The organism is Neobacillus sp. PVCKKU3 (assembly GCF_058323225.1).
In genome coordinates this window covers 1-13,109 of record NZ_JBLVQN010000038.1, presented here as the reverse complement: position 1 = coordinate 13,109, position 13,109 = coordinate 1, and the positions used below count along the sequence as shown (strand labels likewise).

Here is a 13,109-nt window from a genome sequence, read left to right as displayed (position 1 = left end):
TCGGTCTTTCAAATTTTGTTTGATTTTATTCTATAGCAGTTCGGCCCCATTCATTTATTCCTTCAGGCAGAGACAGATGTTAAAAAGTGTAATACCACTCGATTAAATTCATCTGACCTTTCAATTTTCCCCACATGGCCCGCTTTTTTGATCGTATAAAACGTGGAGTTTGGTATTAATTTATGCATTCTTTTTTGATTGAACGGGGGACAAATTCTGTCATTCTGACAGGAAATGACCAAAGTGGGAACATTCATTTTTTTCAATGTTTGCCGATAATCAATTTCCAAACATGCGTTTACTCCTGGTAGAAATCCATCAAGATGTTCGGACCAGATTGGCATGACTTTTTGAACGGTTTCTTCATTTTTATCATGCAAACATCTCGAAGTCGCTCCTGTGTGGAATTTTTCAATCGTCAAGTTACTTGTAAATTTTTTGTTTGTCCGCAGCAATAGTTTTTTTAACCACTTCGGCACGTAAAAAAGAGTGTTTGCAAGGATGAGAGACTTTATTTTTTCCGGACGTAACTTATAAATTTCCTGCGCAACCATTCCTCCCATGGAAAAGCCGAGGATATGCGCTTCGTTCAAGCTTAATTGATCCAATAACTCAACAATGTCTCTTGCAAACGCGTTGATGGTTATTTCTTGACTTTCTGAACACCTGGTTTTTCCAAAGCCCCGTAAATCAGGGATAATTAAATCGAAATGTTCTGCCAGCTCATGTTGAAATTTCCAGCCTTCTTTTCGTTCCCCCAACCCATGAATGAGTACTAGCGGATCGCCGCTGCCTAATCGATCATAGTAGAGATTGACTCCGTTTACCGACGCGCAAAGCAAGATAATCCCTCCCGTTTTAAATTAGTAAAGTATTATTCTTTTATTATAGAACAAAGAATCACGGGTATTGCGTTGTTTTTACTGCCATTAGGACAAAATTCAAAAAGATGGTGCATGGGGACGGTTCTAATGCATCACTTTTGTCGGTTCGTTCCACGGATAAGGGCAAATGGAACGAACCAAGCCGATATTTTACCATGACTTATCCCTAATAAATAATTTACAAAAAATAGAAGAAACCAAAAGGAGTTTTAAACATCGAGAAAGAATATTATTTGGGAACGCTTACAATTAGAACACGGGGACGGTTTCTCTTCCATCATTTTGTTTGATGCTGTCAAGGGTAAGGAAAATGAGGCATGAGAACCGTCCCCATGTAACAAAGGAGGCATTTGTTGATGGCTTTGAATCAAGGTAGTGGTCAGGTGTTTGATGCTGTGGTGGTTGGGGCTGGGTTTTCTGGGTTGTATATGCTTCATAAGCTGCGGGAGGCCGGGTATTCGGTTCGCGTTTATGAGGCAGCGGATGATGTTGGGGGCACCTGGTATTGGAATCGCTACCCGGGTGCGCGATGTGACATCGAAAGTATTTACTACAATTATACTTTTTCAAAAGAGATTTTGGACGAGTGGACGTGGTCAGCCAGATATGCTGAGCAGCCGGAAATCTTAAGCTACATAAATTTTGTGGCAGATAAACTGGACCTAAGGCGCGACATTCAGTTCAACACAAGGATTACAGCCGCCCGCTACAATGAAGAAACCCGAAACTGGGAGATCCGCATGGATGATGGCGCTTCAGTCGCAGCTGAATACTTTATCACCGCATTAGGCTGTCTTTCTTCTTCTAACATCCCGAAAATTAAAGGCTTGGACAGCTTCAAAGGCGAGATGTACCACACGGGAAGATGGCCGCACAAAAAGGTGGACTTTAGCGGCAAGCGTGTCGGGGTGATTGGAACTGGTTCAAGTGGCATTCAAGCAATTCCTGCTATCGCCAAAGAAGCAGGCCACTTAACCGTCTTTCAACGGACACCGCAGTATAGCTGTCCAGCGCAAAATCATCCACTTGAGGCAGAAGAAATCCGCAAGACTTGGGAAAATTATGATGAGATTAAACAGCTCATGCGTTACTCGCAGCACGGTGTACCATATGGACCTCGGATGCGGTCTGCTCTCGAGGATAGCCCTGAAGAACGGGAACGTTTATATGAAAAAGCCTGGCAGGAGGGCGGCCTATTTACACTTACCTACAATTACAATGATATAGCTTTGCTCCCAGAGTCGAATGAAACAGCCGCATCCTTTATCCGCTCCAAGATTAAGCAAATTGTTCGTGACCCCGAAGTAGCACAAAAGTTAATGCCGACCTACTACTACGCTACTAAACGACCTATCATAGATACCAACTATTATGAAACCTACAACCGAGAAAATGTCTCACTTGTTGATATTAAGGCAGCGCCAATTATGGAAATTACAGTAGATGGAATCAAGACGACAGACAACGAGTATGAATTAGATGTCCTTGTGTTTGCGACTGGTTTTGATGCGATGACAGGCCCTTTATTTAAAATTGATATTCGTGGAAAAAACGATGTCTCGCTCAAGAATAAGTGGGCAGACGGCGCCGAGTTGAAGACCTATCTTGGACTAGCCACTTCCGGCTTCCCGAACATGTTTATGCTGACTGGTCCGCAAAGCCCATCGGTACTAAGCAACATGATGGTTTCGATTGAGCAGCATGTGGATTGGGTTGCCGATTGCATTGATTATCTTCGTGAGCATCATTTGGAAGCATTTGAGGCCACTGAAGAGGCGGAAGCATTTTGGAGCCGGCAATGCCACGCCATTGCCGACATGTCTCTGCTAACTAAAACAGATTCCTGGTACATGGGTGCGAATATCGACGGTAAGCCCCGGGGATTCCTTGCCTTTGCGGGTGGAGTAGGGCTATATCGATTAATATGTGATGATGTTGCAGCAAGAGGCTATGAAGGGTTTACCTCTCTGCTAGCACACGATAACCAAGATGATAGCAAAATTAAGGAGGGATTTTTCATGTCAAATATTGATCCGCAGGCATGGTTTATTTTAAAACAATTAGAGTCCGCCGGTGCGCCGCCTATGGAGCAGCTTACCCCTGAACTAGCCAGGATGGGTGATTTTAGTTTATTAGCAGGTGCGCCTGAAGAGGTAGCCAAAGTAGAAAACAGGACCATTCCAGTACAGGGAGAGGAAATTCCTGTCCGCATTTACACGCCGGCGGGTGAAGGGCCATTCCCTGCATTGGTTTATTACCATGGCGGGGGCTGGGTTATCGGCAACCTGGATACTGTAGACGTGCCTTGCCGTATGTTGGCAAACAGGGCGGGTTGTGTCGTTGTTTCTGTCGATTACCGATTGGCACCTGAGCACAAATTCCCGACTGCCGCTGAGGATTCGTATGCTGCAGCTAAGTGGGTGGCGGAAAATGCTGCCGAGATTCAAGTAGACCCTGAGCGTATTGCAGTAGGAGGTGATAGTGCTGGCGGAAACCTTGCAGCAGTTGTGGCCTTAATGGCTCGTGAACAGGGAGGCCCTTCATTTGCCTATCAAATGCTTATCTATCCTGTTACCAATCACGCTTATGACACGGACTCTTATCGTGATAATGCCGAGGGTTATTTTTTAACAAAAAATACAATGGTCTGGTTCTGGAATCATTATCTTCGTAATGAAGAGGATGGCCAAAATCCGTATGCTTCGCCATTATTGGCAGAGGACTTAAGCGGACTTCCGCCAGCGCTGGTGATTACGGCAGGCTTTGACCCGTTACGCGATGAAGGGGAAGCCTATGCGGAACGGCTGAAATCAGCAGGCGTACCGGTGGAAGCGACACGCTATGACGGAATGATTCACGGTTTCTTCTGGATGCCAGGGGTGTTAGCGGAGGCGCATAACGCCATCAACCAGGCAGCCAATGCCTTGAAGGATGCATTTAATGCTATAAAAACTAGATAGATATATTGCAGATTTTTAGGAGGCTAAATCAAAACAGGAAGGATATATTTAACCATTGTAAAATTGACCTTAAAATAATCAACTGAAAACAGGGTGGTCCTACCAGTGGCTACTCTGTTTTTCTATTAGCACCTAAATTTTGGTGTGATTTTTTACGATTCTTTTTAATGTATTTTTCATAATCATTAGATGGATTATCTTTGTCTAGAATTCTTTACCAATTTATAATCAACAATTTACATAACCTATACAGAGAATTAAAATCTCCTTGCTATGTTATTAATAGATATATTTTTTAAACTGTGAACTTAAAAAACTAGAGGAGGTTTTGTTATGAGTAATCTGGATTCACAAAAAGAAATGGACAGAAGGAAATTTATCAAAATCGGAGGTATAGGTACACTTGCATTAACACTCGGAGCAGCTGGCCTTCCAAAAGATTTGTTTACTGGGACAGCTTATGCTGAATTAAATGATGATATGAAGCTTCAATTTAATCCAGACGGCAAATTCAAGATTGTTCAGTTTAATGATACACAGGATGATGAAAATATTGACCGCCGTACCATACAACTGATGGAAAAGGTCCTTGATACAGAGAAACCGGATTTTGTAGTCCTTAACGGAGACAACATCACTGGGGGCTGTGACACTCCTAGCGAAATGAAACAAGCCATCAACAATGTGGCCCAGCCGATGGAGCAAAGAGGGATTAAGTGGGCCATTACATACGGAAATCATGATGAGGATTCCACTCCAAAAAGCGGCCTAAATGAGGAAGATATGCTGGGCATTTATATGTCTTACCGATACAATATGAACACACCTGGGGTAAAAGACGTTACAGGTACGGGTAACATGAATCTTCTTATCAAAAATTCAAAAGGGACAGATGCAGCGTTCAACCTCTGGCTGCTTGACAGTGGAAGATATGCCCCTCAAACGATTGCGGGTCAAGATTTTCAAGGATACCCAACCTGGGACTGGCTCCGTATGAACCAAGTCAGCTGGTATTATGAGACGTCAAAAAAACTGGAACAGCAATGGGGTCATAAAGTTCCATCGCTAGTATTTATTCATATACCGCTTTGGGAGCACAGATTTATGTGGTTTGGAAGTGTTGACGGAAGAACGGATGCCCATCACGCAAAGGCCTTGATTAAACACAATATTGTGGGTGAAAGAAATGAAGAGGAATGCCCGGGTCCAATCAACAGCGGAATGTTTTCAGCAATGCTAGAAAGAGGGGATGTCAAAGGGGTCTTCTGTGGACACGACCATGTCAATACTTATATGGGTAATTATTATGGAATCTTGCTTGGCTATTCAGGCAGCACAGGTTTTGGCGCATACGGCCTACCAGGGGCTGACCGAAATAGATTGCGCGGTGCCCGAGTTTTCAATTTAGATGAAAACACGAAGGACGTTCTTGTGGAAACTCATATGGTGTTTGCTAAAGATTATGGCATCGATTTGACTGCCAATGACCAAAGTACTGCGCCTGCACCAATAGATGAAAGCAAAAAGAAAGAAAAAGTAATCAAAAGCTAATTTTAAGATGATGCATAGGGACGGTTCTCGCGCCTCAATTTCTAGCAAAAATGAGGCATAAGAACCGTCCCCATGCATCTTCCCATGAATCTTTATAATTTTTGTTATGTAATATTTGAAAAAATTGTAATATAATATAAATAATTAGTTTATTTAGATAAAGGCAAACTTCTCGAAAGAGTGGGACGCAAAGCTACAGGTCTAAGGTTTGAAACTATGATGGCTGAGCTGCCTAAAATAGTATATATTTTAGGGGGATTTCATTTTGACTACATATGTTTATGACAACGAACTTGAAATGGATGTGGTGGAACTTAGTGATGAAAATATTATAGAGGGGTACATAACAGCTTTACTAAAAATGGCCGACAAAAATTATAAATTCTTAGAAAAAGAATTGTTGAAAAGAAGGTTATTTTTGGTTGCCTTAGAACGTTACGATACAAGAAAGGTGTTATTCCATTCTGGCTTTGCTGACTAGGGTTCATCTAAAAAAGGGCAACTCTAGAAGCCACTTGAAAAAGAAAGCTCCATGGACTTTTTAAAGTGCTTGGAGCTTTCTTTTTTATTTTAAAAACTATTCCTATAAACATAAGCATCTTTCGGCTGCTCGATGATTTTATAATCCGTTACTTTTAAAATAGGAATTTTCATTTTAAAAGGCTGATAATACATCGTGTCCATCGTTCCTGTTACTTCGTACCACTGATCATTTGGGATGTGGACATTTTCAGGGAATTGAATCATCATTCCGAACACACCAGAGTCGGCAATACAGTGAATAATCCCAAATCGGAATAAGAAGATTTGGTTGCCGTTTAACCCCGGACCGTTATATGAAAAACCCTTCATCGTCATGGTTTTCCCAACAAATTCGCCGGAAAAGTTGTAGATGACTTCCAGACCTTTTAAATAGTCCTCATCTGTTAAGGTAATATGGTCATTTCCTTTATACGATTTGAATTCCTTTTTGACTAAATCCGTAAATGCATCTTGGCCCATAAATTTACTCATGTCGGGATTTAATATTTGGTGCATGCCATAACGGTCGGCCCCGTCCTCTAACGTAGGAAAACTAAATCCTTTGGCATTAACTAATTGTGAATCTAGGGTCGCTACCGGCAAAAACACACCTGTCAAAGCGGGAAGAACAATCATCGTATACGAAACCGTTCTTTTTAGCTTTTTTCCAAAAGAAGGCTTTTTATGGTCATGTGAATGATCGTGATGGCATTCATGACATTCCAATTCTATCTCTGATTTTTTCTCTTTAAAGTACCATCTGATTCCTTCTACAATAGTTAGGAAGAATAGGGCATAAATCATACTGTAGGAAAGAAAGGAATACTTCATATTAATATACTTCGAAATGTTTCCTGATAAATGCAAATAGAAAAACAAGTTGGTAAACAATAATAAAATCACGACGCGAAACATATTCTTCCCTCCTTTACAGTAATAGTGAACCGATAAATACGAATGCTGAAATTAACGAAACAAGCAGGATAACGAATTTTGGCTTAAACGTTCCGAACATCATCAGCAGGTTCTTGATGTCAACCATTGCACCAAACACCAAGAATGTCACAATTGAACTTTGTGAAAATGTGTTTCTGAAAGACGAAGCAACAAACGCATCCGCTTCAGAACAAATTGATAAAATGAACGCCAGCGCCATCATGACAAGAACACCCGCTACTTTGGAATGTCCAAGTGCAGCCAACGTAGAAGTCGGGATAAAGGTTTGCATCGCTGAAGCGATTAACGAACCCATCACCAAGTACTTTCCGACGTGGAAAAATTCATCGATGGTATGAGTGATCACGCTGACCAATTTTTGCTTCGTATTTTGTTTCGAATGGTCATGGACATGACCATGTTCATCGGCATTCAGCCTTAACTGGTTCGTCTTGACCACGAAAGAAAGAACAATCCCGACTAAAATCGAAACCACAATGGCAAACCCGGCACGATACCAAACCATCGTCCAGCTATTGCCAAAGGCGATATACGTTGAAAAAAGAACAATCGGATTGATAATTGGTCCGGTGAGCATAAACGAAATCGCGGCGGGAAGGGCCACACCTTTTTCGACTAATCTTTTCGTAATTGGAACAATTCCACATTCACAGCCTGGAAAAATTGCGCCTACGAAACTAGCAGTTATCACTGAAAGAATCTTATTTTTCGGCATGATCCGGACAATCATATTCTCTGAAACAAACACTTCAATCAGTGCCGCAACAAACGCGCCGATCACAATAAAAGGAATTGCTTCTATTATTATACTAATAAATATCGTGTTTAATTGTAACAATTGATTCATAGGAGAACCTCCTGAAATAGAAAAGCGATAAAAAACATAGCAATTATAACAGATAGTAAGACAAATAGTGATATGTTTTATTTCCAAAAGTGGAAGTGATGCACGAGAACCGTCCCCATGCATCATTTAACCTTGTATTCTACAAAGCTTTTCCCTTAAAATTAATTAGGTAAGGGGGAATGTAGGCTGAAACGGAAGATTGGTTTTGTTTATGAATGTTTGTTAGCTGGACTTATTATTTTTTCTTTGGTTGCTGAATTGCCCGAGCGGGAAGATTATGTTTTGGGCTGGTTTGTATGGGGGCTTTTCGCTGTCGATTATGTGATACGGTTGTTGTTAAGCAAAAATAAATGGGAATTTGCTAAAAACCATCCGATTGAACTTCTTGCACTAATACCCGTCGATCAATTATTTAGAACCCTTCGTTTAATCCGCCTAATCCGCTTGGTCCGGCTCATCCTCGTCGTGAAAAGAAATAATTCGCTTCTAGATCTTTTGATTGAAAAATACCGTTTTGATAAATTATTTATAACCGTTATTGCGTTGTTATTTCTAACAGCCATCCCAATGGCCTGGATTGAACCTAACTTTGACAGTTATGGTGATGCCCTGTGGTGGACTGTTGTGACTACCACAACAGTAGGGTATGGGGATTTATACCCAGAGACAACTGTTGGACGATTAATTGCAAGTGTACTTATGTTCGTCGGAATCGGTTTAATTGGGGTTGTAACAGGAACGGTGGCCTCGCTTTTTTCAAATAAAAAAACGGATCTGCCCGACCAATTAAAATACGTAAGAGATAAAATTGACGAATATCCAACCATTAGTGAACCAGAGCTTCTCGTGATGATCGAGCAGTTGAAGGCTTATCAAAAAGAACAAAAGAAGAGCTAACGCTTTTCATGAAAAGTGCCAGGGACGATTAGTTAATCGCACCTGGCACTTTTTTTATTAAGTAAAAATTTTTTGATAAAATAACAAAAACCATTTAATATTAAACTAACTAAATTTAATACCAAGTCCTAATAATAAGTAATAATTTAGATAAACTGGAGATTATTGTATGTCAATTGAGACGAAACAAAAGAAACCAAATATTGACGACTATTTTAATTCACTCGGAATCAAAGAATGCAAAAGCAAGCTCGCCTTTTGGAAGCACGTTACTGCTGTAGATTCCGTCTTGGCAGAGGAACTGGAACCGCTTATTTCCCGCAAAAGAAAAGGGAACATTTATGATGTAAAGAATCAAACCCTGCCATTTAGTTTAGCTGCAGAATCGTGGACGATGTCCTTTCACAAATCATTGCTCACCTGGGTAAGCCAGCAAAAGCAATTAAAGCCAAAGAGAATTTTGGAAATCGGGTGTGATAATGGATTGTCGGCATGCTGGTATGCAAAGCTTTTTCCTGATGCGGAAATCGCCGGAGTCGACCAGTCGGAAAACGGAATCCATTGTGCCCGGCAGTTGGCCAAGCAGCTAGGGCTCTCAAACGTGAGTTTTTATCAAATCGGCTTTATGGAGCTCCTTGACCATTTTTCTAAGCATTCTTTTGATATGATTATTTCGGTACGCAGCTTTCATGAGATTATGGGGCCCATTTTCATTCAAAACTATTGGTCGCTGCCTGACCACCTGAAGGAAAAACCAACGTTTGGTGACAGCTGGTATTTACAAATCGTTGACTTCTTTTTAACCCCGAACGGAACCTATCTCTCTTGTGAGCGATTGGAAAACCCGGCAGATGTCGGGAAGTGGGCCAATTTGCTAAAAGAAGCCAATCTCCATGTCCAATGGAGTGACAGTGAAATCATCGACTATTATGAATTTAGAACAAAAAAGCAATCTCCTGTCATCGTAGCGACAAAAATAGAAACAGGACTTTCCACTTTGGAAGGGATGGAACACCTATATTCGAAAAATCAGCCGCTCATATTAGAGGCTGGCCAATCCTATACCACGGTGAATGCAGAGTTTGCCTTCCACCGACTAGGAGAGAAAACATTTCAATTTGGACAGTATTTAGCTGTACCCAACCACTGGTTTATGTATCGATTTGAAGTTTGGGAAACGAATGATTTTCTGCTCGTCTATTGCTATGGTAATATGGGGTATCGTCAGTTGGACATTCTTCCTGCCGGGGCATATGAAGAAGCCCAATTGCTAATGGAGCAGGCAGCAGGGCAGTTCAGTCACCTCGGACCGATTGTAAAGTACGACAGCCTGAAAGACCGTCCAGAATAAAAACTTCATTAATAAGGAAGGGGGAGTCATGGTTGAAATCCAATGCCCTAAAAGGTTATCGGAAATTAAGAGATATCTATGAAAATAATCTGACAGTGGAATTGCTTTCAGAAGAGATTAAGACATGCGAAGCGGAAGATGATGCTGCCGCTGTTAAAAAGGAAATGTTTGATCGCGATTTTGATATTTATGGGGTTAAACAGGGCGGAAAACTTATTGGATATGTAAAAAGAGAAGATATAAAAAAAGAAGGAAAAATAAGTGAGTTTGTTGAGGATTTTCGTGCCGATAACCTTATCTCAGATTCCACTTCTTTGATTGATTTGCTGGATATTTTTCAGGAGAGAGAATTCACCTTTATCCTTGAAAAGAACAAAGTTACCAGGATCGTCACGGTGGCCGATTTGCAAAAGCAGCCAATTAGGATGTTGGCTTTTAGTTTCATTTCACTTCTGGAAATGTACATCATTTCAGTGATTAAAGAATTTTATCCGGATGACAGCTGGGCTGATAAGTTAACAGAATCAAGATTAACCAAAGCAAAAGAGCTTTTGGAAGAGCGGTTAGCAAAAAATGAAGCCCTGACTTTGGTGGACAATTTACAGTTATCCGATAAAGGCACGATCATTCGGAAAACGCCAAAATTAGTCGAGCTGCTAGGCTTTGAATCAAATAGTCAATGCAAGGAATTTTTTAGAAAAATTGAGGAATTACGAAACAATACAGCCCATTCTCAGGAACAAATTTACCATGACTCAAAGGAGTTTATCACTATACTTCTACAATTACAAAAGATACTAAACGTAGATTGATTGGGTTGAACTATGAGCCAGAGCAGAAGAGTTCAATGGAAAAAAACTCCTTATATCTGGGCAATCAATCTTATTTTTATAATAAGGAATTTTTCCCGAATTATATATATTCTGAATATTCAATTGACATTGTTTATTTGATAAACTAATATGAGATTAAATTCATATTAGCGGATGAATATTATGGGAGAGACTAAACGCATCGTTTAGCACCGAAGGAGCAAATTCCAAAAATCAGGTATCAATCTCTCAGGTAAAAGGACCATAATAGGACGCATCTCTGGAGAGAGCCCATGGGCCGCCAAAGGAGTCAAACTCTCAGGTAAAAGGACAGAGAAAAGTAGGAGAACCCCTATTTTTCTCTGTCCTTTTTTAGTTGAGAAAGATGGGAATAAGTAAATAAAGGGGCTGGATAATTAAAGAAAAAATGAAAGCGCTTTTTTACGCCGATTTATGAAACCTATTTTGGATATTAAAATTGCAAGCATCAGGAGGGGAAAATGATATGCAGGAACAAAAATTGGCTAGAGGATTAAAAAACAGGCACGTACAGCTAATCGCTATTGGCGGGGCAATTGGTACAGGTTTATTTCTTGGGGCGGGAAAGTCGATCCATTTAGCTGGACCATCGATTTTATTTGCTTATATGATTACAGGCGTCATTTGCTTTTTAATCATGCGTTCATTAGGTGAACTACTTTTAAGCAATTTGAACTATCATTCTTTTGTTGACTTTGTTCAAGATTATTTCGGTAATATGGCAGCCTTTATCACAGGATGGACCTACTGGTTCTGTTGGATTACGATTGCAATGGCGGATTTGACAGCAGTTGGAATTTATACTCAGTATTGGTTTCCCCATGTGCCACAGTGGATGCCAGGATTAATTGCCCTCGTTTTTTTGCTCATGATGAATCTTGCAACCGTAAAACTATTTGGCGAAATGGAATTCTGGTTTGCATTAATTAAAGTCATCGCCATCCTAGCACTCATTGTAATTGGTATTTTTATGATTTTTAAGGGCTTTTCTACAGATTCAGGACCATCGAGTTTTACGAATCTATGGAGCCATGATGGGATGTTCCCGAATGGCATAAATGGTTTTATCCTCTCATTCCAAATGGTTGTCTTTGCGTTCGTAGGCATTGAACTTGTAGGACTTACAGCTGGGGAAACAGAAGACCCAGAAAGAGTAATTCCAAAAGCAATCAATAATATCCCTATTCGTGTGATCATTTTCTACATTGGTGCACTTTTAGTTATTATGAGCATCTATCCATGGAACGCTATCAAACCAGCCGAAAGTCCATTTGTCCAAGTATTCGTGGCAGTTGGTATCGCAGCAGCAGCAGGTATTGTCAATTTTGTTGTTCTCACATCTGCAGCTTCGGCATGTAATAGTGCCATCTTTAGTACAAGCCGTATGGTATACTCACTTGCAAAAAATAATAATGCACCAAAATCACTTTCTATTCTTACTGTACGTAAAGTACCCTCCAATGCATTGTTCTTCTCAACTGTTGTTATTTTAATTGGCGTTGCTTTAAACTATATAATGCCAGAAGGAGTATTTACACTGATCACTAGTGTTTCTACCGTGTGTTTTATCTTTATATGGGGAATTACTGTTATTGCCCATTTAAAATATCGTAAAACAAGACCGGATTTAGCGAAAGCAAACAAGTTTAAAATGCCGTTTTTCCCGATTGCCAACTATTTAATCCTTGCTTTTCTTACGTTCGTACTTATCGTACTTGCACTTGCAGAAGATACCCGTATTGCTTTATTTGTCACTCCGGTTTGGTTTATTTTGCTGATTGTAATTTATAAAATGCAAAAAACGAAAATAAATAAAGCGGATGAAGTGAATCGTGGGCCGGTAGTAGAAAATTAATCAGAACTAGTGAAATTGTGTGGACTATTTATAGGAAAAAATAAAACACTAAACTCTTTCTTTTTCGAGTTTAGTGTTTTTTTACCTAATGCTTATTAATAGTCATGGAAATAATTACTTGTTGAGAACAATATGAAAAAGAGATATATTATAATTCCTGTCGCCAATCAGGTGACTGAAATACATTGGGTGAGCTTTTAAATCATGATGTATTGGAAAAAACTTTCTGTTGCATCAAAATAACAATGATGTTATGATGTGAAAGTCGCTCTTAAACAGAGTGTTCCGGTCAATCTCAATTGGAAAAAATTGATGATTGATAGATTGTTAGAAATGCGATATGATAGTCATTGTCGCTTCTGAAAAAAGCTTAGACAAAAGCATTGATAGTTCTTTGAAAACTAAACAAACAAAAACGTCAACAAACAATAATT

10 protein-coding genes, 1 pseudogene and 3 riboswitches are annotated in these 13,109 nt (G+C 40.0%); of the genes and pseudogenes, 8 read left to right on the top strand and 3 right to left on the bottom strand.

The genetic code is table 11. The annotated features are described in order from the left end of the window. Positions 1-62: 62 nt before the first annotated feature. The gene (locus tag ACNQGS_RS21880; protein ID WP_491489186.1) at positions 63-842 is read right to left on the bottom strand and encodes an alpha/beta fold hydrolase; all 780 of its coding nucleotides are present in this window, start codon (positions 840-842) and stop codon (positions 63-65) included. 398 nt (positions 843-1,240) lie between these two features. On the opposite strand from ACNQGS_RS21880, the pseudogene ACNQGS_RS21875 reads away from it, so the two are divergent. The 4 genes and pseudogenes from ACNQGS_RS21875 to ACNQGS_RS21860 form a co-directional block, all read left to right on the top strand. Further along, a pseudogene (locus ACNQGS_RS21875) lies at positions 1,241-1,882 on the top strand (flavin-containing monooxygenase); the annotation flags it as partial. 1,020 nt (positions 1,883-2,902) lie between these two features. Beyond that, positions 2,903-3,844, top strand: a complete 942-nt coding sequence (gene lipP1, locus ACNQGS_RS21870) for a LipP1 family hormone-sensitive lipase (protein ID WP_491489226.1) — start codon at positions 2,903-2,905, stop codon at positions 3,842-3,844. Positions 3,845-4,177: 333 nt separating this feature from the next. Beyond that, complete coding sequence (locus tag ACNQGS_RS21865) at positions 4,178-5,395, top strand: metallophosphoesterase family protein (protein ID WP_491489185.1); 1,218 nt, start codon at positions 4,178-4,180, stop codon at positions 5,393-5,395. Between the two features lie 152 nt (positions 5,396-5,547). Then, a riboswitch (cyclic di-GMP riboswitch) is annotated at positions 5,548-5,631 on the top strand. Between the two features lie 29 nt (positions 5,632-5,660). Next, a complete protein-coding gene (locus tag ACNQGS_RS21860) occupies positions 5,661-5,876 on the top strand; it encodes a hypothetical protein (RefSeq protein WP_491489184.1) in 216 nt (71 codons plus the stop codon). An 89-nt stretch (positions 5,877-5,965) separates the two neighbouring features. Here the strand turns inward: ACNQGS_RS21860 and ACNQGS_RS21855 are convergent, their stop codons facing one another. Then, positions 5,966-6,832 (bottom strand): TIGR03943 family putative permease subunit, encoded by an 867-nt coding sequence (locus ACNQGS_RS21855; protein WP_491489183.1) that lies wholly within the window; start codon positions 6,830-6,832, stop codon positions 5,966-5,968. Positions 6,833-6,845: 13 nt separating this feature from the next. After that, a complete protein-coding gene (locus ACNQGS_RS21850) occupies positions 6,846-7,739 on the bottom strand; it encodes a permease (RefSeq protein ID WP_491489225.1) in 894 nt (297 codons plus the stop codon). A 201-nt stretch (positions 7,740-7,940) separates the two neighbouring features. On the opposite strand from ACNQGS_RS21850, the gene ACNQGS_RS21845 reads away from it, so the two are divergent. The 4 genes from ACNQGS_RS21845 to ACNQGS_RS21830 all read left to right on the top strand — a co-directional run bounded on the left by ACNQGS_RS21845 (position 7,941) and on the right by ACNQGS_RS21830 (position 12,675). Further along, on the top strand, positions 7,941-8,618 hold the full coding sequence (locus tag ACNQGS_RS21845; protein WP_491489182.1) for a potassium channel family protein: 678 nt from the start codon (positions 7,941-7,943) through the stop codon (positions 8,616-8,618). 169 nt (positions 8,619-8,787) lie between these two features. After that, positions 8,788-9,969, top strand: coding sequence for a methyltransferase domain-containing protein (locus ACNQGS_RS21840; protein ID WP_491489181.1), 1,182 nt, complete (start codon positions 8,788-8,790; stop codon positions 9,967-9,969). A 32-nt stretch (positions 9,970-10,001) separates the two neighbouring features. Next, positions 10,002-10,781, top strand: a complete 780-nt coding sequence (locus tag ACNQGS_RS21835; RefSeq protein WP_491489180.1) for a hypothetical protein — start codon at positions 10,002-10,004, stop codon at positions 10,779-10,781. A gap of 174 nt (positions 10,782-10,955) precedes the next feature. Further along, a riboswitch (glycine riboswitch) is annotated at positions 10,956-11,056 on the top strand. Positions 11,057-11,058: 2 nt separating this feature from the next. After that, positions 11,059-11,118, top strand: a riboswitch (glycine riboswitch). Between the two features lie 168 nt (positions 11,119-11,286). Continuing rightward, a complete protein-coding gene (locus ACNQGS_RS21830) occupies positions 11,287-12,675 on the top strand; it encodes an amino acid permease (protein ID WP_491489179.1) in 1,389 nt (462 codons plus the stop codon). The last annotated feature ends 434 nt before the right edge of the window (positions 12,676-13,109 follow it).